This is a genomic window from Pseudomonas sp. BTN1 (genome assembly GCF_001907715.1).
GTDB classification, from domain to species: domain Bacteria; phylum Pseudomonadota; class Gammaproteobacteria; order Pseudomonadales; family Pseudomonadaceae; genus Aquipseudomonas; species Aquipseudomonas paracarnis.
The window spans coordinates 1-23,418 of record NZ_MPBM01000072.1 but is presented as its reverse complement, the minus strand read 5'-3'; the positions used below and the strand labels follow the sequence as shown (position 1 = coordinate 23,418).

Here is a 23,418-nt window from a genome sequence, read left to right as displayed (position 1 = left end):
TATCCCTTCGCATTAAGGCCATTGCCCATGATCGTCAGAGCCAAACCCAACCTGATCGGTGTATTGACTTCGCTCAAGGGCTCCGTGGCCCGGCGTATCGCACTGCGTAGCCTGCTGGTGACACTGCTGGCCTCGGTGATTGTGCTGGTGGAGACCCTTCAGCCGGCGTACTTCTCCAAGGTCAACGCCACGCCGTTCACGCTGCTGGGCTTGTCACTTTCAATCTTCATGAGTTTTCGCAACAACGCCTGCTATGACCGCTGGTACGAAGGGCGCAAAGCCCTCGGCACCATGGTGATGGATGTGCGCGTCATGATTCGCGAAACCCAGGTGATCAAGGATGCTCGCCAACGCAAAGAGATCCTGCGCAACCTGTGCGGGTTCGCCCACGCACTGAACGCCAGGCTGCGCAATGAAAATGAGTCCATCGCGGCAGCGCCCTGGCTCGACAAGCTGCCGTCGGCTAGCACCCCGAATATCCCGGAAAGCATTATCGGCCGCGTGACCCAGCAGTGTTCGGCGCTGGCCGAATCGGGGGGCTTCAGTGAATGGCGCTACCAACTGATGGCCCGGCACTTGAGCAACCTGACCCGTACGCAGACGATTTGCGAGCGCATCAAAAGTACGCCGCTGCCCTTCCCGTACACCCTCTTGTTGCACCGTACCAGCTACATGTTCTGCATCTTGCTGCCCTTCGCCATGGCCGAACCCCTGGGTTGGCTGACGCCGGTCTTCACCGCCATCGTGAGCTACACGTTTTTTGGGCTGGACGCGATTGGCGATGAGCTGGAAGACCCCTTCGGCTACGACGAAAACGACCTGCCAACCAATGCCATCGTGCGCACGATTGAACGCGAAGTGCTGCACGCCAACGGCGCGACACAACTGCCGCCCGTGCTCCAACCCATTGATTGTGTACTGAACTGACCCGAGGCCCCCATGAACGAACGCTCCCACACACTGACCCATCTGGACGCCGCAGGCCGGGCCTGCATGGTCGACGTCACGGACAAAGCAGCAACCACCCGTGAGGCCCAAGCCCAGGCCTGGGTGCGCATGCAGCCGTCCACGCTGCAACTGATCCAGGCTAACGGGCACCCCAAGGGCGACGTGTTTGCGGTGGCTCGTATCGCCGGGATCATGGCGGCGAAGAAAACCCATGAACTGATCCCGCTCTGCCACCCGCTGATGCTCAGTTCGATTCACCTCGAACTGCGTGCTGTCGAGCCCGACAGCGTGCAGATCATCAGCACCTGCCGGCTCAACGGCCAGACCGGCGTCGAGCTCGAAGCCCTGACCGCCGCCAGCGTAGCGGCCTTGACGATCTATGACATGTGCAAAGCGGTGGACCGCGGGATGATCATCGACCGGATCCAGTTGCTCAAAAAACAGGGTGGCAAGTCGGGCACCTTTGTCGCGGGTGACGCGCAATGATCCTGGTCAATTACTTTGCGCGCTATCGGGAACAGCTGGGCATCGGCGGCGAAAAAATCGCCTTGGACGGGTCGCTGCGCACCATTGCCGACCTCAGGCAACACCTGTGCGCCCGAGGTGAAACCTGGCAGCAAGTGCTCGGTGAGACCAGCCTCATGTGCGCATTGAACCAGGAGCTGTGCACACCCGACGCGCCGATAGAAGATTTCGATGAAATCGCCTTCTTCCCCCAAGTGACCGGAGGTTGACCAATGCCTGTTCAGGTTCAGACCGAGCTGTTTGATCTGGGTGAACTGACCCGCAGCCTACATGCCGAAGAGCCGGGCGTCGGCGCCGTAGCCACCTTTGTCGGCTATGTGCGCGATCTCAATCAGGGGGATCAGGTCAGCGAATTGTTCCTTGAACATTACCCGGGAATGACCGAACGCTCGCTGCAGCAGATCATCGATAGAGCCCATCAACGCTGGCCCCTGCAACGGGCGAGCATCGTCCACCGCGTGGGGGCATTGAAGGTCGGTGAACCCATCGTGTTCGTCGGTGTTGCCAGCGAACATCGCCAGGAAGCCTTCGATGCCTGCAATTTTTTGATGGACTACCTGAAGACTCAGGCACCTTTCTGGAAGCGTGAACACACGCCGTCCGGAGAACGCTGGGTAGAGGGGAGAGAAAGTGACCAACTGGCGGTAAACCGCTGGACTGCATGACGCCCCCGCGGTAGGGGCGAGCTGGCTCCTACAGTGGCGGTGGCGGTATTTGAGGACAGTGCATGCCGCGTCAGAACAAGTCGCAGAAAGGAATGAAACGCGCTGTGTCACCGCGCTGCAAGGTGCAGCCCTCGGGGATTTCAAGCAGGCCGTCCGCCCACGAAGCTCCCAGCAGCACGCCTGAGCTCTGGTTCGGATACAGAATCGCCCGGCCCTCCTCCAGCTTGGTCCGCAGGTATTCGCGACGGCTGCCTGCTTTCGGCCAGTCAAACCCGACGTTAACCGGGAAGCTCAGGGGCGTGACGTCATCAACACCCTGGATACGCAACAGGTAAGCCCGTGCCAGCAGGCCGAACGTCACCAGTGCCGAGGCCGGATTGCCTGGCAAGCCGATGACAGGCACGTTACCGTAATAGCCCACGGTCAAAGGCTTTCCCGGTTTGATCGCGAGTTTCCAGAATAACGGCTTACCGCTATCGCGCAGCACCTGGCCAAGGCAGTCGGCGTCTCCGGCTGACACCCCACCGGTGGTCAGGATCAAGTCGGCGGCAGGTTGCAACTGTTCCAGCTTGAGCCGCGTGTGCTGCGGCTGGTCGGGAAGAATACCGCCATCGATGACGTCACAACCCAATGCACTCAGCCAATGGCTAAGCAAAATGCGATTGCTATTGTAGATACAGCCAGGCTTCAGCGTCGTCCCCGGCTCAGCCAGTTCGTCCCCCGTGGACAGCAATGCCACCCGTGGGCGGAGTACCACCGATACATGGGTACAGCCTTGCGCGGCCGCGATGGCCAGCGCGAAAGGCCCGAGTCGCTTGCCGGCAGCGAGCAACACCTGCCCGGCACGGTTTTCCTGGCCTTGCGCACGGATATTCTGACCCGCGCTAAGCGCCTGCTTGAAACGTACCCGTCCGTCCTCCAGTTGCTCGGCGTTCTCTTGCATCTCCACGCAATTGGCCCCAAGGGGTACCGGTGCGCCGGTGAAGATTCGAGCGCAGGTGCCCGGCAGCAATGCCTCAGGTGTATGCCCGGCGAAAATCTGTTGCGACACGGTCAGCGGCTGGCCTTTCCAGTCGTCGACGTTCAAGGCGTATCCGTCCATGGCACTGTTCGGCCACGGCGGCAGATCCAGGGTCGCGATCAAGTCATTGGCCAGCACCCGTTGCCGTGCGTCGCTCAATGCTATCGACTCACTGCCTTGCAGGCGTCGCGCCTGCGCCATGGCCAACAGTGAAGCGATAGCCTCCTCCACTGACATAAGCTGTGACGGGCTCATCCCCGGGACTCGCACAAGGCCACCGATTTGAGGTGCGGCACAAAATTGCACGGCCTGTGGCGCGCATCCAGCTGCTCGGCGAGGATACCCTCCCACGCCGTGCGGCAAGCGCCCGTCGAGCCCGGCAGGCAGCACACCAGCGTACCGTTGGCCAAACCGGCCAAGGCACGACTCTGTACCGTGGAGGTACCGATATCGAGGATGGATATCGCACGGAACAACTCACCAAAACCGTCAATCTGCTTGTCCAGCAAACAGTGGACCGCTTCAGGCGTACTGTCGCGCCCGGTGAAGCCTGTGCCCCCGGTAATCAGTACCACCTGAATCTGCTCGTCGGCGATCCAGGTCGCGACCTGCGCGCGGATTTTATACAGGTCATCCTTTAGCAGGTTGCGCTCGCTCAAACGGTGACCCGCCTCCAGCAGCCGGCTGACCAGCAGTTGCCCGGAGGTATCGTTGGCATATTCACGGGTATCACTGACGGTCAACACGGCCATATTCAGCGGAACAAATAATGCATCCGACTTCACGCTCATGTCACTCTCCTACAAGCCATTATTGAAACGATCACCAGAGGCTAAAGCGCCCATACAGCCACTGTCTAATCGTTACAGTCGACCGGATTATCGAGCGCTTCTATCACTGATATTTCCGGACGCCATTCACCGGTGATCGAGTGAGTCGATCAATCCTTCAATAGTCATGATTGGACGTACAGGCGCGAGAATGAGATCGTCTGCTCATCTCAATTCGCGGTACTCCTGTCATGCCATCGCGCTGCTCTCCTGAAGCTGCATCCAGCCCCTGTTCGATACTCCTGCTGGCGGGCGGGCGCGGGGCACGTATGGGCGGGCGGGACAAAGGATTACTGGTGTGGAAAGATAAGCCGCTGATTGCCCATGTACAGGCCATCGTCCGTCCGTTCACCGACGACTTGATTATTTCCTGCAACCGCAATGCAGCACGTTATCGCGCGTATGCCGATCAATTGGTCGAAGACTCACAAAAGGATTTCCCGGGCCCCTTGGCCGGTGTTTTGGCCGGAGTTTCCGTTGCGCACCATCCCTGGCTGCTGGTGCTTGCCTGTGATGCTCCGAATATTGATGCCGCACTGATCAGAGCAATGCTCGAGGCGCGTCCCACGACCGGCGCCGCGCTAATGATCCAGCAGGCCGGGCAATGGCAGCCCATGTTCAGCCTGATCCCAACGGCGTTGTTGCCGCAGTTGAACCAGGCCTGGGATGAAGGCGAACGCAGCCTGCTGCGCGCGCTGCTCAAGCATGAGCTGGTGGCATTGACCTGCGTAAGCGACGATCTGCGCCTGAGCAATTTCAATACCCCTGAATGGCTGGCTGGGCAATCATTAGCGTGCACCGAAGAAGTCGACGGCACATTAATTAAAAGGGCAGAAACAGAATCGCTAAAATAATCCGCGAGTTCTGGCCACCAGCGTTAATAATTACCCCTCATTTATTCCGCAACAGGTGCCTTAGTGGATATCAAGCAGCTTAAATTCCTCATCGCGCTGGAGCAGACCCGGCACTTCGGCCAGGCGGCTGCGCGTTGCCACATCACCCAGCCGACCTTGTCGATGCGTTTACGTAATCTGGAGGATGAGCTGGGCCTGGAATTGGTTACCCGGGGCCAGCGTTTCGAAGGCTTTACACAGGCCGGTGAACGCGTGCTCGCCTGGGCCAGGACCTTGCTCGCCGCCCATGACGGGTTGTTCGCCGAAGCTGCAGCCTGTCGCGGCCAACTGGTCGGTAATTTGCGTCTGGGTCTGGTGCCGCTCAGCGGCTTCAATCCGATCAGCTACATTCAGGGCCTATCCCATACCTTCCCGGAACTCAAGTTCAACCTGACCTCGATGAGCTCGGACAAGATCATCGAAGCGCTGGGCACTAACCAACTGGACCTGGGGGTGTGTTACCTGGACCACGTAAACGCCAATTACCTAGAGTTTTTCGAACTGGGCGAAACCCGCGTCGGCCTGCTGTACGACACGCGCCACTTCCATTTCGAAGGCACCGAAATGAGCTGGGAAGACGCCGCCGAACTGCCCCTAGGCATGATCAGCAATGGCATGCACTATCGAAAGTCCATTGACCTGAGCTTTCGCAGCCGCGGCCTCGACCCCCAACCCATACTCGAGAGCGATTCGACGTATCAGCTGTTCCAGGCGATCCACAACGGTTTTTGCTGCGCGATTATGCCTCTGGACAGCGGCTTGGAAAGCCCGATCGAAAACCTGGCCTTTATCAACCTCCCGGACGCCAGCGTACTCGCGCCGCTGGGCATGGTGATGCGCAAAACCGAACCCCGCTCGGCCATCGCCGAAAAGTGTTTTGCGCAAGCCCAGAAATTGTTTGCCGCCAAGGGTACGGTCTAGCGTACGGGAGGGATGTTGATGGAGAGAGCAATGACTGCATTGCTACGCGAACCCGGCCTCATCGTGCTGAACTGCTTGCGCCGCCACACGGTCCCAACCCATACGCTCATCGCTACAGGAATTTTTCCATGACGCTTCCCCAAGAAATGACCCTGATCGAAATCACCACCCCTGGCGGGCCCGAGGTCTTGCAGCCGCGCAGCGCCGACGTGCCAGTGGCCGGGCCAGGCGAGATTCTGATTCGCGTGCACGCCGCCGGGGTCAACCGCCCAGACGCCTTGCAGCGCGCGGGCAAATACCCGATGAAGCCCGGCATGAGCCCGATCCCGGGGTTGGAAGTGGCCGGTGAAGTGGTGGCGCTGGGCACTGGCGTGAACGAATACAGCCTGGGCGACAAGGTCTGTGCCCTGACCAATGGCGGCGGCTATGCGCAGTATTGCGCGGTGCCGGCCAGCCAGGCGCTGCCGATCCCTGCGGGCATGGACTGGATTCAGGCCGCTGCCGTGCCGGAAACGTTCTTCACGGTCTGGGCCAACCTGTTCGGCCTCGGCGGTGCCCATAAGGGCCAGCGCGCATTGATCCACGGCGGCACCAGTGGCATCGGTACCACCGCGTTGATGCTCTGCCAGGAGTTCGGCATCCAGGCATTCGCCACGGCGGGCAGCGCCGACAAATGCGCGGCGATTGCCAAGCTCGGTGCCGAGCCGATCAACTACCGCGAACAGGACTTTGCCGAGGTCATCGCCAAACAGACCGACGGCAAAGGCGTCAACGTGATCCTCGATATCATGGGCGCCTCGTACCTGAACAATAACCTCAAGGCCCTGGGCATGGACGGCCACCTGGTGATCCTCGGCTTCCTCGGTGGCGGCAAGGCCAACGACGTCGACCTGCTGACCATCCTCGGCAAACGCGCGGTGATCACCGGCTCGCTGCTGCGGGCCCGCACGCGGGAAGAAAAGGCCGAGATTGCCCAGCAACTGCGCGAACACGTGTGGCCGGTACTCAGTGCCGGGCGCTGCCTACCGATGATCGACCAGGTCTACGCCTACACCGACGCCGCCCAGGCCCATGCGCGGATGGAAGGTGGGGACCATATCGGCAAGATTGTGTTGCGGGTGGAGTGAGGCGATTCGACTTGCCCGCGAAGGTGGTGTGTCAGTCACTGTATCTGTTACTGCACGACCGCTTTCGCAGGCAAGCCAGCTCCCACATTTGATCTTCATTGCTTCGAGCATAGCGTTCGTTTAACTGACCGGCGTTAGGGCAAGCCTCCTCCCACACTGGATATAACACAGGCCATCATGGGCTATCACGGCTGTTGGGCATACACCGGATAGTCCACATACCCCGCCTCTGTCCCGCCATACAAGCCTTCGGCCTTCAACGCATTCAATGGCCAGCCATTGAACAGCCGCTGGGGCAAGTCCGGGTTGGCAATGAAGGGCCGTCCAAAGGCGATCAGGTCCGCCAACCCGGTCTCTACCAGCCGTGCGCCGCGCTCGGCGGTGTAGCGGCCGGCGTAGATGATCCTGCCGCTGAAGGTGCGGCGCACGGCCTGGCGGAAAGTCTCGGGCAGGTCGGGCGCGTTGTCCCAGTCGGCTTCGGCGATGGACACATAGGCGATGCCCGACGCTTCCAGCACTTTGATCGCTTCGATATAGGTAAGGTGCGGGTCTTCTTCCACCAGGCCGATGTAGACCCGGTCCTGGTCGGTGCCACTGAACAGCGGCGAAAAGCGCACGCCCAGGCGCTCCGGCCCCACCACCTTGCACACCGCTTCGACAATCTCGCGCAGCAAGCGCAGGCGATTGTCCAGCGAGCCGCCGTACTCATCCTCACGCAGGTTGGAATGGGCCGAGATGAACTGGTTGACCAGGTAGCCGTTGGCCGCGTGGATTTCCACACCGTCGAACCCGGCGTCCAGGGCATTGCGTGCAGCCTGGGCGTAGTGCCCCACCAGCTCTTCGATTTCCAGCGCGGTCAAGGCGCGGGGTACCGGTGGCTGCACCAGTTCACCCACACCCGGCCCGGTTTCAATGAAGGCTTTGGCTTGCAACGCCGCCAGTGCAGACGGCCCCACCGGTGCACCACCGTCGGGTTGCAGCGCGTGATGGGACACCCGCCCCACATGCCATAGCTGGGCGAAGATCACACCGCCCTCGTCATGCACCGCTGCGGTGACTTTGCGCCAACCCTGGATTTGCGCCGGTGTATGGATACCCGGCGTCCACGCGTAGCCCTGGCCCCGGGGTTCGATCTGCGTCCCCTCGCTGACCATGAACCCGGCACTGGCCCGCTGACGGTAATACTCGGCCATCAGGTCGGTGGCGATATTACCCGGCTGGGCGCTGCGCTGGCGGGTCAGCGGCGGCAGTACGACACGGTTGTTCAAGCGGTGATGCCCCAGCTTGATCGGGGTGTTCAGGATGCAGTCAGGCACGGCGATATTCCAAATTCAGGACGAACGAAAACCGTGGCAACTCCTGGGAGTCGCCACCGTGTAGATCGGTTGATTAACTTAAGCGCAGAGTGTCAGCAGGGCCTTGGCCACTTCGCTGGAGCTGCCTGGGTTTTGCCCAGTCACCAGCAAGCCATCGACGAGGACGAAGGATTGCCAGTCAGCGCCCTTCTCATACTGGCCGCCCAGTTTTTTGAATTCATCTTCAATCAGGAACGGCACGACTTCAGTCAACTGCACAGCGGCCTCTTCCGAGTTGGAGAACCCGGTGACGCGGCGGCCCTTGATCAACGGCTCACCGTTAACCGCCTTGACGTGACGCAAGGCACCCGGTGCATGGCACACAAAGCCGATGGGCTTGCCGGCCCGCTCGAAGGCTTCGATCAGCGCGATGGACACCGGCGACTCCGCCAGGTCCCACAGCGGGCCGTGGCCGCCTGGGTAGAACACGGTGTCGAAGTCGGCGGCGTTGACCGAGTCCAGCTTCACGGTGGTCGCCAAGGCTTGCTGCGCAGCCGAGTCTTTACCGAAGCGCTCGGTCTGCTCGGTTTGCGCATCCGGTTCATCGCTCTTGGGGTCCAGCGGCGGCTGGCCGCCGGCCGGGGAAGCCAACACCACTTCGGCGCCAGCGTCCTTGAACGCGTAATAAGGTGCGGCGAATTCTTCGAGCCAGAAGCCGGTCTTGCGCCCGGTATCGCCAAGCTGGTCGTGAGAGGTCAGTACCATTAATACTTTCATTTTCCAGTGCCTCGGTCGGTGTGAATAACAGTTGTCTCATGTTAGGCAGCGAGGCAGTGGCTCACAATGTCATATCCGCAAGGATTGCGGACATGCACCAAAGTCGGTTGCCGTTTGCCGGGCACGCGCCGACAATCGCCTCTCCCCCGCCCCTTGGAGAGATGCAATGCACAGCGTTGCGCTGATGGTTTACCCGAATTTCCAGTCGTTGAGCCTCAGCCTGGGCTCGGTGTTCGAGTGCGCCAACCTGCTGCGCGGCGAGCCGGCCTATGAGTTTCACCTGGTGTCGGAAAGCGGCGGCGCCGTGATGACCTCCCAGGGTTTTTCGGTGAACACCAGCGCGCTGCGCCCAGAGGGCTATGACACCTTGATTGTCAGCGGCTACCTGGAGTTTCGCCTGCCCGAAGCCAACCTGCTGGAGCTGGTCAAGGCCGCGTCCGCGCAGTCGCGCCGGGTGGCGTCCTTATGCATGGGCATCTTTGTACTGGCCGAGGCAGGCCTGCTGGCGGGCAAGCGCACCACCACCCACTGGATCCATGCGCCGGCATTTCGCAAACGCTATCCGGATATCCACCTGGAAGAAGACAAGTTGTTCATTGTCGACGGCCAGGTGTGGACCGGTGCGGGCATGAGCGCCGGGGTCGACCTGGCGCTGGCGATGGTGGAGGACGACCTGGGCAGCGGCCTGGCCCGGCGCATTGCACGCAAGCTGGTGATTGCCCAGCGCCGCGGCAGCGAGCAGTCGCAACTGTCGGCCTTGCTGGAACTGGACCCAAAGTCCGACCGCGTGCAGTTGGCCCTGGCCTATGCCCGTGAAAACCTCACCCATGATTTGTCGGTGGACGCCCTGGCCGACGTTGCCCGGCTCAGCCCCCGCCAGTTCAGCCGGGTGTTTCGCGAAGAAACCGGTCAAACCCCAGCCAAAGCCATCGAAGCCCTGCGGGTGGAAGCTGCGCGGGCGATGATGGAAATCAGCCGTCACCCGGTAGAGGTGGTGGCCCGCGAAACCGGGTTTGGAGACCGCGAACGCATGCGCCAGGCGTTCCTCAGGGCCTTCGGGCAGCCGCCTCAGGCGATGCAGCAGGTGCTGTTCAACCCGGGCTAGGCCCGTGACGGCCTGACAGCCGACGCCTATCTACCTGAAGTGCCATGATCCAAATGTGGGAGCTGGCTTGCCTGCGATGGCGGCCTACCAGCCGACACTTACCTACCTGACACCCCGCGATCAAACTGTGGGAGCGGGCTTGCTCGCGAAGGCGGCCTGACAGCCGACCAGAATCTTGGATCAGACCGTGTACATATCCGTTATTTGGGTAACGGCGGCTTACGGTTCCGCTTTTACAGCGGAATTCAAGCCTGCGTTCGGCCAGCGTGGTTTGACGGGGCGCTTAAGATCAAGATCAAAAGCAGATCAAAAGCAGATCAAGAGCAAGATCACGAGCAGCTCGCTTCGCATCGTGGTTACGGGTTGATCGCTACAGCGTTGTTTTAATATCTATGCTCATCGAGAGAAAGCCCCAGCCCCTCAATGCAACGAAGCCCGGGTAATCAGGTAGCTCACCAACTGCGGATCATCCTCCAGTTCAATCATCTGCACCGGACGCGGCAGGTTATCCAGCACGGTGCGCCAGAACGCCTGGGACACCTCGTCCTGATCATAGAAACGCACCAACCAATTGGCCGCGCCGCTGCACAGCACCTGGCTGGCAATTGCGCGGCCAATGCCTTTACGGCGGTAGCGCTTGAGGATGAACAGGTCGGCCAGTTCCAGGGCGTCGATGCCCGGCAGTTCGCTGCCTTCGATCAACAGGAAGCCGGCGATGTAGCCGTCTACCAGCAGCAGGTTGGCGCTCCATTGCGGGTCGCTCCAGTAGCGGGCCAAGTGTTCGTCATGGATGTAGAAACGCCCATCGGCCTCGACATCTTCCTGTTCCCAGTCCGAAGACTCATAGGCGTAGTACTGGTAAAGATTGCGGATCAGTTCGGCTTCTTCGGGGCCGGTCTGGATCAATTCGACGGTGGTTTCAGGCATGGGGCTCTCGGTGGAAAAACGCAGGGCGCCATTGTTCACAAAAGTGCTGCCCACGCCAATGGCCTGGCGAATCCTTTCTATTGGCTGAACCGATTGCAAATAGCGATTGCCCTGGCCGAAATCCTGAAACATTTAGAATAAACTTCGCCGGTTCCCCCTTTTGCTCAAGGACACGTATTTTGACCAACGTCTGTACCGCCGGCCTGGATGTGGGCTTTGCCTCCCTGGATTACCTGCAGATCTTCATCCTGGGCGTGATCCAGGGCATTACTGAATTGCTGCCGGTGTCATCCACCGCCCATATGCGCGTGGTACCCGCCCTGCTCGGCTGGCAAGACCCTGGCTCGGCGTTTTCCGCAGCCATGCAATTGGCGGCGTTGGCAGCAGTGGTCAGTTACTTCTGGCGCGATGTGCGCCAGGTCACCACGGGCAGCATCAGTGCGGTGCGCCGGGGCGACTACAACGACCGCTGGTTCAAGCTCGCCGTGGCAATTGTGCTGGCAACCGTCCCGATTGGCATTGCGGGGCTGGCGTTGTCGTCGACCTTGAATGCCTGCAACTCGCCATTGCGCGGGCTGATGGTGATCGGCATTTCCTGCGTGGTGATGGCGGTGCTGCTGGCAGTGGCCGAACTGCGTGCCCGGCATACACGCGACGTGAGCCAAATGCGCCTGCGCGATGCCCTGATCGTGGGGGTTGCACAGATTGGCGCGTTGATACCGGGCGTATCGCGTTCGGGCTCCACGTTGACCGCCGCGCTGTTCCTGAATTTCAAACGCGAAGAAGCGGCGCGGTTTTCTTTCCTGTTAGGCTTGCCGGCCATCGCCCTGGCCGGTTTGAAAGAGTTGTGGGTGCTGCTGCGCGCCGACCTGCCCGCCCACGCCTGGCCGCACTTGATCTTTGGCCTGGTGGTGGCCAGCATCTCGGCGTTCTTTGCCATCTGGGGCCTGATGAAATTTCTGGAGCGTTTCTCCACCTGGCCGTTCGTGATCTACCGTGCGCTGCTGGGGATCTTCCTGATTGTGGCGGTCAGCACCGGGTTGTTGAGTTAAGCCACCGGCTCGCGGTCGGCCAGCGCTTCGAGCAAGTCGGCCGAGGGCACGAAGAACAGGCCGCCGGTCACGGCCGTGCTGAAGTCGAGCAAGCGGTCGTAGTTGCCGGCCGGGCGGCCGACGAACATGTTCTCCAGCATCTGCTCCAACGGCTGCGGCGAGCGTGCATAGCCGATGAAGTAGGTGCCGAACTCCCCGGCACCAGGGCGGCCGAAGGGCATGTTGTCGCGCAGGATCTTCACCTCCTCGCCGTCCTCGTCAGTGATCACTGTCAGGGCGCTGTGGGAGTTGCTCGGCTTGGCGTCGTCGTCCAGTTCGATGTCCGACAATTTGGTGCGCCCGATCACCTTCTCTTGAGCCTCCACCGTCAAGCCATTCCACGCGGTCATGTTGTGCAGGTATTTCTGCACCAGCACATAGCTGCCGCCTTCGAACTCAGGGTCTTCATCGCCCACCAGGGTGAAGGCCTCGGCCTTGCGCCCCACCGGGTTCTCGGTGCCGTCGACGAAACCGATAATGCTGCGCATATCGAAGTAGCGAAAGCCCTGGACCTCATCGACCACGTTCACGCTATCACCCAGGGCGGCCATCAGTTGGGTTGCCAGCTCGAAACACAGGTCCATCTGCTCGGCACGGATGTGCAGCAGGATGTCACCTGGGGTCGACACCGCCTTGCGCCCTTGCACACCGAACTCGCGAAACGGATGCAAGGCCGCCGGGCGCGGCGCGCCGAACAGACGGTCCCAGGCATCCGAGCCAAACCCGCAAACGCACGTCAGGTTGCCCGAGGGCACGCGCTTGCCTACCGAGCGCACCAGGCCTGCGATGTCGGCGCACCAGGCCCGCACGTTTTCAACCGCATCAGGCGCCAGGGTGGCGACCATGAAGATCGCGCTGCTGGTGATCGGGTGACACACCGATTGCGGTTCGAGCGGGGGACGGACGGGGCAGGTTTTCATGGGCATTCCACAGGCTGAGGGCGGTTTGAACCCGCGCAGATTAGCAGATCATCGATGGCAACTGGCCCACACCTGGCGAATCAGGGCTTTGAGCTTGAGCGCCTCGGCCCAGCGATCGGTGAGTTCGCGCCCCTGTGCGTCGGTAATCGCATAGGGTGGCGGGCCCAACTCGCAAGTGAAGGACAGGCTCTGCGGGGTGTCAGCGCGGCCCAGCCAGTGTTCGACCCCATAGCGCCACCAGCCGGTAAATCGCTCGACCCACGGTTGGTGCTGGGAAAAATCCAGGCCAACCTGCACCTGTTCGCTGCTGGCGATGCGGCCATGAAAGCCCCAGCTGTGACGCAGGATGGTGCGTATCTGTTCGTCGTCTTCCACACTGCCGGGCTCGGGCAACTCGCGGCCAACCACGTAGTGGGACAGGTCAGCGAGCAGTTTCAGATCGGGCATCTGTGCCAGCAGGTCGAGGGTGAACAACAGGTCGTTGGTGAGCCGATAACGGTGGGTTTCCAGCAAAATCTGGAAGTCCACCTGTTCGGCCAGGCGTTGCCAGCCGTCGATCAGCCTGGCCGCCTCTGCCTGGGTACGTGGGCGCACGTCGGCTTGCAAGGTGAGGTGGTGACAGCCGTAACGGCTGATCACCTCCAATGCCCTGGCCAGATCATCCACCGATTGCGGGAACAGTTGCCCTTCAATCTGCAGGCCACTGGCCGTGGCCGCCGCGTGCAGGCGCTGCACCGATGCCGGCGCCCAGTAATGGTCGGTGATGCCGTCATAACCGGCGGCGGCGATGCGGTCCAGTTGCGCTTCGAGGCTGCCGGGCTCGGTTTGCATGGCCCACATCGATTGGAATACTAACAACTGGCGCATGGTCAGCCTCGCAATAACAGCTTCAGGGATACCTCGGGGTCGGCCAGGCTGGCCGGGTTAAGCGGGATGTGGGCAGTGATCAAGTGCTCGCACAGCTTGATGTCCTTCGCTGCGCGGTGACCCATGGCCCAACCGCAGGCGCCTTGCAAACGGTGATGGTCGTCAAGGTAGAACAGCAGCAGGCCGCCGTCGGGCAATTGCCGGCGGACCATCAGTGCAGTCATCACCCCGACGGTGTACAAGCCCCACGCGTATTGATCGGACCAGAAACCCGGGATCGTCTCGAACGCCAACGCCTGCCCCAGCAGGTTCAACGCCGCGAGACGGCCCTGGGCTTCGGCGTTGCGCCAGGTTTCCTGGCGCTGATAAAGGCCCGCCAGGCGAAACTCGCACACATCCCCCGCCGCGTAGATATCCGCCACACTGGTGCGCAAGTACGCATCGACGCGAATGCCCTGCCCGACGTCCAAACCTGCCGCCGCGGCCATCTCGATGTTGGGCTGCATGCCAATGCCGACCACCACCAGGTCGCAGGGCAGCCGTTGCCCGTCGACCAGTTGCACGGCGTCGGCGTGGATGCACTCCAGGGCGACGTTCAAACGCACGTCCACACCCTGCTCACGGTGCAATGCCAGCAACGCGTCACTGATCACCGGCGGCAACACCCGCCCTGCCAGCCGTGGCCCGGCTTCCAGTAGCGTCACCTCGCAGCCCAGGCCCCGCGCCGTCGCTGCCACCTCCAGGCCGATAAAACCACCGCCAACCACCACCAGCCTGGCGCCTGGCTTTAATTCATTGCGCAAGACCAACGCGTCATCATGGGTGCGCAGGTAAAACACGTTGGCCTGCTCCTGGGGCAAACGCCGCGCCCGGCCTCCGGTGGCCAGCAGCAGGCCGGCATAGCTCAACCACTGGCCGTCGGCCAATTGCAACCGGTGGTGCTGCGGCTCCAGGCGGCTGACCGGGTTGGCGGCGATATGCTCTACCTCGAGCGCCGCCAACTGCTGGCTGTCGCACAGGCTGCATTGCGCCAAGTCGGTCGAGCCTTGCAGCAAGCCCTTGGACAACGGTGGCCGCTCGTAGGGCAAGTGCGCTTCATCGCCAATCAGGATCAGGCGCCCGCTGTAACCTTCGTCACGCAGGGTCAGTGCCGCACGGCCACCAGCATGGCCAGCGCCGACGATGATCAGGGGAGCGTTCATTCTTCGGCCGTGACGGCGAGCAGTACCCGCCCCGCATCTACCCGCACGGGGTAGGTCTTGAGGTTGACGCACACCGGCGCGCCCAGGGCCTTGCCGGTGCGGTAATCAAAGCGTCCGTTGTGCTTGGGGCATTCGATCACATGGTCCATCACCAGGCCGTCGGCCAGGTGGATTTTCTCGTGGGTGCACAGGCCGGCGGTGGCGAAGAATTCGTTATCGGCTGAACGGAACACCGCGTAGGTCTGCGCGCCGTGGTCGAAGCGCAGCACGTCTTCTGCTTCTATTTCGCCCACGGCGCAGACGTCGATCCATTGATCGTTCATGCATTTATCTCCAATGACTGGCTTTCAGTCTGTGGCGAGCGAGCTTGCTCGCCACGGGTGGGGCGCTGGACGAAATAGCTGGGGTCTCTGCGCTGGCGCCAGATCGTCGGAATGATTTCCTGGTAGGCCTGCCACAGGTTGGCATACGGCGGCGGGCAGTCGCTGCGGATCTCTTCGTGCAGTTGACTGAGCGCGTGGTAAGGCACCATCGGGTACATGTGGTGTTCGAGGTGGTAGTTCATGTTCATGTAGATAAAGCGCAACACGCGGTTCATGTAGATGGTGCGGCAATTGCTACGGTGGTCGAGCACATCTTCGGCCAGGCCCACGTGTTGGCTGAGACCAAACAGGTAGCCGAGCCACGCGCCGTAGAGGCTGGGCAGGCCCACCAGCATCAGCGGCAACCCGCTGTGCAGGTACAGCGCGGTGCCGATGATCAGGGCGTAGATGCCGACCCAGATACGCGCATCTCGGTACACCTTGGGCCACTCGGATTCGGGGATGAAGTCCTGCTCCTGGGCACTCATTCGCCCGAACGTATGGCGGGCCACGCCGCTGAAGGTCTTCCAGGCCAGGGGTAGGTTGAACAGACTGAGGGCCATCATCCATAAGCTCGGCGGGCGCGGTTCAACGATCTCCGGGTCGCGACCGACGACAATGGTGTCGGTGTGATGGCGGGCATGGCTCCAGCGCCACACGTGGGGTTCGAAGAGGCACATGAAGCTCGCCACCTGATACAGCGCATCGTTCATCCAGCGGGTCTTGAACGCCGTGCCGTGGCCGGTTTCGTGCCAGCGCGGGTTGGAGGCCGTGCCGTAGAGCACACCATAGGCGATGAAGAATGGCACGCAGGCCCAACTGCCCCAGAACCAGTAGCCGCCGACACCGGTGGCCAACAACGCTGAGAACCACAGGGCGGTGTCGAGCAACGCCGGAGCGTCGCGGCGTTGCATCAGGGCTTTCATGCGATTGCGCGGGATGGGCGACTGGTACCAACGGGCCGAGACCAGGCCCTTGTCGGCGGCCCGGGCGGCTTCGGGGCCGGTGAGGCTGTAATCGCGCCGAGCGCGGTGAGCGGTGTGTCCAGGCATTGTTATTGTTCTCCGCAAGCGTGGGTTTCAGGGGCTTTGCGAAACCAACGATAGAGTGCGGCTAAATCACCCTCAAGGCCTTGAATCCATTCCCTATCAAGCTATCATCCAGGCCCAGCGGGGCTTGATAGTTTTCTATCAAGACGCTCAAGGGGCCTGCCATGCACAACAACAAACGCCCAACCATCGCCACCGTCGCCGCCCATGCGGGGCTCAGCGTAGCCACCGTCGACCGCGTATTGAACGCCCGCGCGCCGGTCAACCCCGGCACCGCCGAACAGGTGTTCCAGGCCGCCGAAGCGGTGGGCTATTTCGCCGCACGGCTGATCGGCCAGCGCATTCGCGAACGTCGGCCCACCTACCGTTTCGGCGTGCTGTTGCTGGGGACCGCCCAAGCCTTCTATGCGCAGTTGGCCCACGCCATTAGCGAGGCAGCGCAGCATCACGCCACCGCTAACCTGAGCTGCCAGTTCGACTACATCAACGACCGCACGCCCGGCGTCATCGTCGCGCAAATCGAACAACTGGCCGTGCAGTGCGACGCCCTCGCGGTGGTCAGCTTCGCCCATCCGTTGATCAACGCCTGCCTGGCGCAGATTCGTGAAGCAGGCGTGCCGGTGGTTGCCCTGCTTTCGGATATCCATGAACACGCTGCCGAACCCTATGTAGGCCAGAACAACCACGTGGTCGGGCGCACCATGGGCTGGCTGCTGGCGCGCACCTGCGGCGCACGCAAAGGCAGCGTGGGCATCCTGTTGGGCGGCCATCGTTTCCTCGGCCATCAGGCACGGGTCGAGGGCTTGCACAGCTACCTGGCCGAACACGCGCCGGGGCTCAAACCGTTGGAGCCGCTGATCAACCTGGACAACTGCGACATCACCGAAGAAGCCACCCTCGACCTGCTCAGCCGCCATACCGATTTGCGTGGGTTATGTGTGGTCGGCGGTGGTGGCGACGGCGTGATCAACGCCCTGGCGCAACTGCCCAAGCGCCCGGCGCTGTGCTGCATCCTGCAAGAGTCCACGCCGTTGTCGCGTCAGGCATTGAGCAACGGCTTGATTGATGTGGTGATGGACTCGCAGCCACGGCAAACGGCCGTGGCGCTGGTGGAGTTGCTGGTGCGCTTGCAGAGTGATGAGGGGTTTGACCCATTGAGGCACCGCGTGCATATACCGCCGCAGATAGTGACCCCGGAAAACATGTCACCTGATTAATGACGATCAAAAGTGTGGGAGCGGGCTTGCTCGCGAATGCAGTGTGTCAGTTAACCTATTCTTTACTGACCCACCGCATTCGCGAGCAAGCCCGCTCCCACATTTTTTACGGTGCCAGGACTTAATCCAAATCGCTGGCGCTATGCCGCTCGGGCAACTGTTCCTCACCCGACACCCGGTTCACCCGCCGCCCGCGCTGCACCGCCGGCCGGGCGTCAATTGCGTCGGCCCAGCGCAGCACGTGCTTGTATTCATGCACAGAGAGAAACTCCGCCGAGTCGCCATACAAGCGGCCTTTGACCAACCCACCGTACCAAGGCCATATCGCGATGTCGGCAATGGTGTATTCATCCCCGGCAATGTATTGGCTGACCGCCAGGCGCTTATCCAGCACATCCAGTTGGCGCTTGGTCTCCATGGCGAAGCGGTTGATCGGGTATTCCATCTTGCTCGGCGCATAGGCATAGAAATGCCCGAAGCCGCCCCCCAGGTAAGGCGCGCTGCCCATCTGCCAGAACAGCCACGACAGGCATTCAGCCCGGGCCGCAGGCTCCATGGGCAGGAATGCACCGAACTTCGCGGCCAGGTACTGCAGAATCGCGCCCGATTCGAACACGCGAATCGGCGTGGCGCCGCTGTGGTCCATCAGCGCTGGAATCTTCGAGTTCGGGTTCACCGCCACAAAGCCACTGCCGAACTGGTCGCCGTCGCCGATCTTGATCAGCCAAGCATCGTATTCGGCGCCGCTGTGCCCCAGGGCCAGCAGTTCTTCCAGCAGGATCGTGACCTTCTGCCCATTGGGCGTGGCCAGGGAGTATAACTGCAGCGGGTGCTTGCCCACCGGCAGCGGCTTTTCGTGGGTGGCGCCGGCGATGGGCCGGTTGATGCTGGCGAAGGTGCCGCCGCTTTCGGTGTCCCAGGTCCAGACTTTGGCAGGTACGTACTCGGTCATAATCAATGCTCCAGAGGCGCTTGTGATCCACTAAGCGTTCCAGACTAAACCAAAGGTTGATGACTCGTCTCACCTATCAGCATGGAAGATCCGGCATGAACGAGCGACTCGACGACCTCCTCGCCGACCACTTGCACGTACTGTTCTGCGGCATCAACCCTGGCAAGGGCTCGGCAGCCCTCGGCCTGCATTTTGCCAATCGCAGCAACCGCTTCTGGCGCACCGTGCATTTGGCCGGTTTCACGCCCCATGAAATCCGCCCGCAAGACGGTGCCACCTTGCTGCACTACGGTTGCGGATTGACCACCTTGGTGGCACGTCCAACGGCCAGTGCAGGCGAGTTGGCGCGGCATGAGTTCCAGGACGCGGCGGCGGCGTTCGAACACAAGATCCGCCGCCATGCCCCGCGCTTCGTCGCGTTCCTCGGCAAGCCCGGCTATAGCGCGCTGAGCGGCCAGCGCGAGGTCGCCTGGGGTTTGCAAGCGCAGCCACTGGGCGGGGCCTCGGTCTGGGTGCTGCCCAACCCCAGCGGGCGCAACCTGGCGTTCAGCCTCGATCAATTGGTGCAGGCGTATCGGCTGCTGCACAACGCCGTTGCGCAATCCAGGCCCGCGCCCTTAATCTCGTGAGCCCAACACCCTGTAAGCAATGGAGGCTGCATGAAACTGGTCGGAATGCTGGACTCGCCCTACGTACGCCGCGTGGCTGTTTCCCTGGAGTTATACGGGGTGGACTTTGTTCATGAACCGCTTTCGGTGTTCAGCACTTACGCTGAATTTGCCCAGATCAACCCGGTAGTCAAGGCCCCGACCCTGATGCTGGACGATGGCACGGTGCTGATGGATTCGAGCCTGATCCTCGATTACCTGGAAGCGCTGGCGCCGGCTGACAAGAAGCTGCTGCCCCAACAACCGGCGGCACGCGCCCGCGACCTGCAACTGCTTGGGCTCGCGCTGGCGGCCTGTGAAAAAAGCGTGCAGATCGTCTATGAACACAACCTGCGCCCCGCCGAAAAGCTGCATGCGCCATGGCTTGAGCGCGTTACCGGGCAATTGCTGGCGGCCTATACGTTGCTGGACAAGCAACTGGCGGGCAATGAAGCGCTGACCCAGGCGTCGATTACCGCAGCGGTCGCCTGGTCGTTCAGCCAGTTCACCGTGGCCTCGGTGGTGAAGGCCGATGCGTTCCCCAACCTCAAGCGCCATGCTGAACGCCTGGAGCAGCACCCGGCGTTCAAGCGTTACCCCATCGAGTAAGCACCACAATTTAACTGTGGGAGCGGGCTTGCTCGCGAAGGCGGTGTGTCAGAACCTAATAAGTTCACTGGCACACCGCCTTCGCGAGCAAGCCCGCTCCCACACTCGATGTGCATCATTCTGAAAATCGCGTTTTATACCCAGCCGCCGTCGACGATAAAGTTCTGCGCCGAGCACATCGCCGAGGCATCCGAGGCCAAAAACAGCGCCATGTTGGCGATGTGTTCTGGCATCACGCTGCCGGGCAGGCACTGGCTGCGGGCGATGAGTTCCTTGGCGGCGTCGTCGACCCACATGGCCAGTTGTTTTTCGGTCATCACCCAACCCGGCACCAAGGTGTTGACGCGAATACGGTTGGGCCCCAGCTCACGCGCCAGGGCTCGGGTCATGCCGTGGGCGGCGGCCTTGCTGGCGGCGTATACGGGGTAGCCGGCCGAGGCCATCATCCAGCCCACCGAGCCCAGGTTGATGATCGAGCCGCTACCGGCCTCCTTCATCATGGGCACCACCGCCTTGGCGGCAAAGAAGGCGTGCTTGAGGTTGACCGCAATCAGCTGGTCGAACATGTGCGAGTCGATTTCTTCCAGGCTGTGGCGCACATCGTTCGCTGCGTTGTTGACCAGTACCGTGATCGGCCCCAGGGAATGCTCGAAGCGCCCGATCGCCGCGCGGTAGCCGATCTCGTCGGTGATATCGCAGCACTCGAACTCGACACTGTGCCCTTTGGAGTTGAGCAGCGCCGCCAAGCGTTCACCCTGGCTCTGTGCACGGTCCACAAACGCCACCTTGGCACCCTGCGCGGCGAAGGCACGCACCATGAACTCGCCAATCCCCGACGCCCCGCCGGAAACCAGCACGGTTTTGTCCTTGAGGTCGGGATAAATTGCTTGCTGGGTAGTCATAACAATCAGTGCTCCGCTTAATTAGTCTTATTTTATTTTGCAAGAACGGCGTTAAAGGCTATAAATCTGCTGTCATATCGACAAAATATCTCAAATTAGTAGAACTATTCCAGCAAAACAACAAAAGGAAGTTCGACCATGAAGCACCCTCGATACCTGCTGTCCGGCCTCGCGCTGTCCATGCTGATCGCCAGCGGTGGCGCGCACGCCGCCGGCCTTAGCAGCGAACACAAACCCTTCGGCAAAACCAACGATGGCACCGCCGTCGAACAGTACGTGTTGCGCAACAGCCATGGCATGCAAGCCACGGTGATCACCTACGGCGGCGTGCTGCAGTCGCTAAAAGTGCCAGACAAACACGGCAAGCTCGACGACGTGGTGCTGGGCTTCGATGACGTGCAAGGCTATCAAGGCGGTACCGCGTTTTTCGGCGCGACCATTGGCCGCTTCGGCAATCGACTGGCCGGCGGCGCCTTCGAACTCGACGGCAAACGCTACCAGGTACCGCTCAACGACGGCCCTAACTCATTGCATGGCGGCGCCCAGGGCTTCGACAAGCAGGTGTGGCAAGCCAAATCGGTCAAGGACAAGGATTCGGTGGGCGTCACCCTCACCTACCTGTCCAAAGATGGGGAAATGGGCTTTCCGGGCAACTTGAAAACCGAGGTCACCTACCGCCTCAACGACCACAACGAACTGCACATCGACTACACCGCCACCACCGACAAACCGACGGTGCTCAACCTCACCAACCACAGCTACTTCAACCTGGCCGGCGCGGGCAACGGCGACATTCTCAAGCAGGTCGCCACCTTGCACGCCAGCCACTACACACCGGTGAATGCCACCTTGATTCCCACCGGCGAACTGGCGCCGGTCAAGGGCACGCCCATGGACTTCCTGAAGCCTGCCGCCATCGGCCAGCACATCAAGGACGACCATCCGCAGCTCAAATTCGCCGAGCCCAAACAAGGTGGCTTCGACTTCAACTGGGCGCTGGATACCAAAGGGGACGTCAAGCAACTGGCCGCCGAGGTGCATGATCCTGAATCAGGCCGACGTTTGCAGCTCTACACCACAGAGCCTGGCGTACAGTTCTATACCAGCAACTTCCTGGACGGTTCGGTGAAGGGCAAAGGCGGCAAGACGTACCAGCACTGGAGTGGGTTTACCTTGGAGACCCAGCATTTTCCGGATGCGCCTAACCAGCCGAGCTTTGCTTCAACGCGTTTGAATCCAGGGCAGACTTACACCCAACACACTATTTTCAAGTTCACCGCTGATTAAATTGTGGGAGCTGGCTTGCCTGCGATGGCGGTGGCACAGGCTACTCAATTATTGCCTGAACCAACGCTATCGCAGGCAAGCCAGCTCCCACATTGGTTTTTCACAGCGCCTGGGTTCAGCGTTGTTTCATGCGGTCGATGACCACGGCCAACAGCAGGATCGAACCGCGGATCACATACTGGTAAAAGGTATCGATGTTCTTCAGGTTCATCGCATTCTCGATGATCGCCAGAATCAACACCCCGGCGATCACATGGCGGATCATGCCGATGCCGCCGCTCAGCGACACCCCACCCAGCACGCAGGCCGAGATCACCGTCAGCTCGAAGCCCTGGCCGATCATCGGCTGGCCGGAGGTCATGCGCGAAGCCAGGATCACCCCGGCCAAGGCGCCGATCAGGCCATGGATGGCGAAGATCAGGATCTTGGTGCGGTCAACGTTCACGCCCGCCAGCAGCGCCGCCTCCGGGTTACCGCCGATGGCCATGGTGTTGCGCCCATAGGTGGTGTAGTTGAGCAGCCAGCCGAAGAACAGGAAGCAGACAATGGTGATCAGGATCGGCACCGGCACGCCGAACAATTGGCCGTTGCCGAACACGAAAAATTGCTCCTGGGACACGCCTACCGCCTTGCCGTCGGCAAAGATGTAAGCCAGGCCGCGCACGATCTGCATGGTCGCCAGGGTAGTGATCAAGGCGTTGACCCGCAGCTTGGCGATCACGATGCCGTTGATCAGCCCCACCATCAGGCCCATCAGCAGCGCTGCACCAATGCCCAGCATCACGCTGTCGGTATCGCGCATTACAATCGCCGCAACTACCCCGGCGCAGGCGATCACCGAGCCTACCGACAGGTCGAAGTGCCCCGAGGCCAGGCAGAACAGCATGGTGCACGCGGCAATACCGACAGTCGAAATCGCCAGGCCCAAGCCGCGCATGTTGAGCGCAGAGAGGAAGTTATCGATCAGCAGCGCGCACAGTACGAAGATGCCCACCGCCGCCAAGAGCATCGCCCAGTTATCGAGCAATGCACGCATATCGAGGGGTTTGCGTGCCGAGGGCAACGCGTTGTTTTGAATGGTCATGGTCGTCTCTCAGTTCGCCAGGCCGCGTGGCAAGGCCAGTTGCAGCAGGTTGGATTCAGTCGCGTGCTCGCGCAGTTGTTCGCCGCGCAGGGCGCCTTCGCACAGCACCAGGATGCGGTCAGAGATGCCCATCACCTCCATCAGGTCGCTGGACACCACGATCACCGCAATGCCACTGGCCGCCAGGTTATGGAT

Annotated in this window: 26 protein-coding genes and 1 pseudogene; 13 read left to right on the top strand and 14 right to left on the bottom strand. The window is 61.4% G+C overall.

Features of this window, described 5'->3' with window-relative positions:
- Window positions 1-27: 27 nt before the first annotated feature.
- Genes BMH52_RS26625 through moaE form a run of 4 tightly spaced genes read left to right on the top strand, consistent with a single transcriptional unit; the run spans window position 28 to window position 2,138 of the window.
- Window positions 28-927 carry a bestrophin family protein gene (locus tag BMH52_RS26625; protein WP_072435726.1) on the top strand — a complete coding sequence of 300 codons (900 nt, stop codon included), beginning with the start codon at window positions 28-30 and terminating at the stop codon, window positions 925-927.
- Between the two features lie 12 nt (window positions 928-939).
- Window positions 940-1,434 carry a cyclic pyranopterin monophosphate synthase MoaC gene (gene moaC / locus BMH52_RS26620; RefSeq protein WP_072435725.1) on the top strand — a complete coding sequence of 165 codons (495 nt, stop codon included), beginning with the start codon at window positions 940-942 and terminating at the stop codon, window positions 1,432-1,434.
- Entirely contained in the window at window positions 1,431-1,682 is a 252-nt protein-coding gene (gene moaD / locus BMH52_RS26615) for a molybdopterin converting factor subunit 1 (protein WP_072435724.1), read from the top strand. Before moaC ends, moaD begins: the two co-directional genes overlap by 4 nt.
- A gap of 3 nt (window positions 1,683-1,685) precedes the next feature.
- A complete protein-coding gene (gene moaE / locus BMH52_RS26610; RefSeq protein ID WP_072435723.1) occupies window positions 1,686-2,138 on the top strand; it encodes a molybdopterin synthase catalytic subunit MoaE in 453 nt (150 codons plus the stop codon).
- Between the two features lie 70 nt (window positions 2,139-2,208).
- On the opposite strand, the gene glp is transcribed toward moaE, so the two are convergent.
- A complete protein-coding gene (gene glp / locus BMH52_RS26605) occupies window positions 2,209-3,414 on the bottom strand; it encodes a gephyrin-like molybdotransferase Glp (protein ID WP_072435722.1) in 1,206 nt (401 codons plus the stop codon).
- The gene (gene moaB, locus BMH52_RS26600; RefSeq protein WP_072435721.1) at window positions 3,411-3,950 is read right to left on the bottom strand and encodes a molybdenum cofactor biosynthesis protein B; all 540 of its coding nucleotides are present in this window, start codon (window positions 3,948-3,950) and stop codon (window positions 3,411-3,413) included. The genes glp and moaB overlap by 4 nt, the downstream gene beginning before the upstream one ends.
- Window positions 3,951-4,180: 230 nt before the next feature.
- Here moaB and mobA point away from each other — a divergent pair, with 230 nt between their 5' ends.
- The 3 genes from mobA (at window position 4,181) to BMH52_RS26585 (ending at window position 6,930) form a co-directional block, all read left to right on the top strand.
- On the top strand, window positions 4,181-4,843 hold the full coding sequence (mobA, locus tag BMH52_RS26595; protein WP_083535096.1) for a molybdenum cofactor guanylyltransferase MobA: 663 nt from the start codon (window positions 4,181-4,183) through the stop codon (window positions 4,841-4,843).
- Between the two features lie 63 nt (window positions 4,844-4,906).
- Window positions 4,907-5,803, top strand: a complete 897-nt coding sequence (locus BMH52_RS26590; RefSeq protein ID WP_072435720.1) for a LysR family transcriptional regulator — start codon at window positions 4,907-4,909, stop codon at window positions 5,801-5,803.
- Between the two features lie 128 nt (window positions 5,804-5,931).
- A complete protein-coding gene (locus tag BMH52_RS26585; protein WP_072435719.1) occupies window positions 5,932-6,930 on the top strand; it encodes an NAD(P)H-quinone oxidoreductase in 999 nt (332 codons plus the stop codon).
- A gap of 185 nt (window positions 6,931-7,115) precedes the next feature.
- On the opposite strand, the gene BMH52_RS26580 is transcribed toward BMH52_RS26585, so the two are convergent.
- Window positions 7,116-8,246 (bottom strand): alkene reductase, encoded by a 1,131-nt coding sequence (locus BMH52_RS26580; RefSeq protein WP_058410443.1) that lies wholly within the window; start codon window positions 8,244-8,246, stop codon window positions 7,116-7,118.
- A 78-nt stretch (window positions 8,247-8,324) separates the two neighbouring features.
- Complete coding sequence (locus tag BMH52_RS26575; protein ID WP_019817311.1) at window positions 8,325-9,002, bottom strand: type 1 glutamine amidotransferase domain-containing protein; 678 nt, start codon at window positions 9,000-9,002, stop codon at window positions 8,325-8,327.
- A gap of 166 nt (window positions 9,003-9,168) precedes the next feature.
- On the opposite strand from BMH52_RS26575, the gene BMH52_RS26570 reads away from it, so the two are divergent.
- Entirely contained in the window at window positions 9,169-10,107 is a 939-nt protein-coding gene (locus BMH52_RS26570) for a GlxA family transcriptional regulator (protein WP_014718093.1), read from the top strand.
- A 420-nt stretch (window positions 10,108-10,527) separates the two neighbouring features.
- Here BMH52_RS26570 and BMH52_RS26565 read toward each other — a convergent pair whose 3' ends face one another.
- A complete protein-coding gene (locus BMH52_RS26565; RefSeq protein ID WP_073845564.1) occupies window positions 10,528-11,166 on the bottom strand; it encodes a GNAT family N-acetyltransferase in 639 nt (212 codons plus the stop codon).
- A gap of 47 nt (window positions 11,167-11,213) precedes the next feature.
- Here BMH52_RS26565 and BMH52_RS26560 point away from each other — a divergent pair, with 47 nt between their 5' ends.
- Window positions 11,214-12,086, top strand: a complete 873-nt coding sequence (locus BMH52_RS26560) for an undecaprenyl-diphosphate phosphatase (RefSeq protein ID WP_038449834.1) — start codon at window positions 11,214-11,216, stop codon at window positions 12,084-12,086.
- Here the strand turns inward: BMH52_RS26560 and BMH52_RS26555 are convergent.
- From BMH52_RS26555 to BMH52_RS26535, 5 genes are read right to left on the bottom strand one after another with little or no spacing between them, the layout of a single operon-like run.
- Window positions 12,083-13,045 (bottom strand): Dyp-type peroxidase, encoded by a 963-nt coding sequence (locus tag BMH52_RS26555; protein ID WP_073845563.1) that lies wholly within the window; start codon window positions 13,043-13,045, stop codon window positions 12,083-12,085. The genes BMH52_RS26560 and BMH52_RS26555 overlap by 4 nt on opposite strands.
- Before the next feature lie 48 nt (window positions 13,046-13,093).
- Window positions 13,094-13,912, bottom strand: a complete 819-nt coding sequence (locus BMH52_RS26550; protein WP_072435717.1) for a sugar phosphate isomerase/epimerase — start codon at window positions 13,910-13,912, stop codon at window positions 13,094-13,096.
- A gap of 2 nt (window positions 13,913-13,914) precedes the next feature.
- Window positions 13,915-15,114 carry an NAD(P)/FAD-dependent oxidoreductase gene (locus BMH52_RS26545; RefSeq protein ID WP_072435716.1) on the bottom strand — a complete coding sequence of 400 codons (1,200 nt, stop codon included), beginning with the start codon at window positions 15,112-15,114 and terminating at the stop codon, window positions 13,915-13,917.
- The gene (locus tag BMH52_RS26540; protein ID WP_019817317.1) at window positions 15,111-15,437 is read right to left on the bottom strand and encodes a MocE family 2Fe-2S type ferredoxin; all 327 of its coding nucleotides are present in this window, start codon (window positions 15,435-15,437) and stop codon (window positions 15,111-15,113) included. Before BMH52_RS26540 ends, BMH52_RS26545 begins: the two co-directional genes overlap by 4 nt.
- Window positions 15,434-16,528 carry a fatty acid desaturase family protein gene (locus BMH52_RS26535; protein ID WP_014718086.1) on the bottom strand — a complete coding sequence of 365 codons (1,095 nt, stop codon included), beginning with the start codon at window positions 16,526-16,528 and terminating at the stop codon, window positions 15,434-15,436. The genes BMH52_RS26540 and BMH52_RS26535 overlap by 4 nt, the downstream gene beginning before the upstream one ends.
- A 161-nt stretch (window positions 16,529-16,689) precedes the next feature.
- Between BMH52_RS26535 and BMH52_RS26530 the strand changes: the two genes are divergently transcribed.
- Window positions 16,690-17,742 carry a LacI family DNA-binding transcriptional regulator gene (locus BMH52_RS26530; RefSeq protein ID WP_072435714.1) on the top strand — a complete coding sequence of 351 codons (1,053 nt, stop codon included), beginning with the start codon at window positions 16,690-16,692 and terminating at the stop codon, window positions 17,740-17,742.
- A gap of 121 nt (window positions 17,743-17,863) precedes the next feature.
- On the opposite strand, the gene yghU is transcribed toward BMH52_RS26530, so the two are convergent.
- Window positions 17,864-18,694: a glutathione-dependent disulfide-bond oxidoreductase gene (gene yghU, locus BMH52_RS26525; RefSeq protein WP_072435713.1), complete on the bottom strand. Its 831-nt coding sequence runs from the start codon at window positions 18,692-18,694 to the stop codon at window positions 17,864-17,866.
- Window positions 18,695-18,789: 95 nt separating this feature from the next.
- Between yghU and mug the strand changes: the two genes are divergently transcribed.
- Together mug and BMH52_RS26515 are read left to right on the top strand one after the other, a co-directional pair.
- On the top strand, window positions 18,790-19,323 hold the full coding sequence (mug, locus tag BMH52_RS26520) for a G/U mismatch-specific DNA glycosylase (protein WP_072435712.1): 534 nt from the start codon (window positions 18,790-18,792) through the stop codon (window positions 19,321-19,323).
- A 30-nt stretch (window positions 19,324-19,353) separates the two neighbouring features.
- Entirely contained in the window at window positions 19,354-19,950 is a 597-nt protein-coding gene (locus tag BMH52_RS26515) for a glutathione S-transferase family protein (RefSeq protein WP_072435711.1), read from the top strand.
- A gap of 134 nt (window positions 19,951-20,084) precedes the next feature.
- On the opposite strand, the gene BMH52_RS26510 is transcribed toward BMH52_RS26515, so the two are convergent.
- The gene (locus BMH52_RS26510) at window positions 20,085-20,852 is read right to left on the bottom strand and encodes an SDR family NAD(P)-dependent oxidoreductase (RefSeq protein WP_014718077.1); all 768 of its coding nucleotides are present in this window, start codon (window positions 20,850-20,852) and stop codon (window positions 20,085-20,087) included.
- Window positions 20,853-20,990: 138 nt separating this feature from the next.
- Here BMH52_RS26510 and BMH52_RS26505 point away from each other — a divergent pair, with 138 nt between their 5' ends.
- Complete coding sequence (locus BMH52_RS26505) at window positions 20,991-22,139, top strand: aldose epimerase family protein (protein WP_073845560.1); 1,149 nt, start codon at window positions 20,991-20,993, stop codon at window positions 22,137-22,139.
- 115 nt (window positions 22,140-22,254) lie between these two features.
- On the opposite strand, the gene araH is transcribed toward BMH52_RS26505, so the two are convergent.
- Both araH and araG read right to left on the bottom strand, forming a co-directional pair.
- Entirely contained in the window at window positions 22,255-23,223 is a 969-nt protein-coding gene (gene araH / locus BMH52_RS26500) for an L-arabinose ABC transporter permease AraH (RefSeq protein ID WP_072435709.1), read from the bottom strand.
- A gap of 9 nt (window positions 23,224-23,232) precedes the next feature.
- A pseudogene (gene araG, locus BMH52_RS26495) lies at window positions 23,233-23,418 on the bottom strand (L-arabinose ABC transporter ATP-binding protein AraG); the annotation flags it as partial.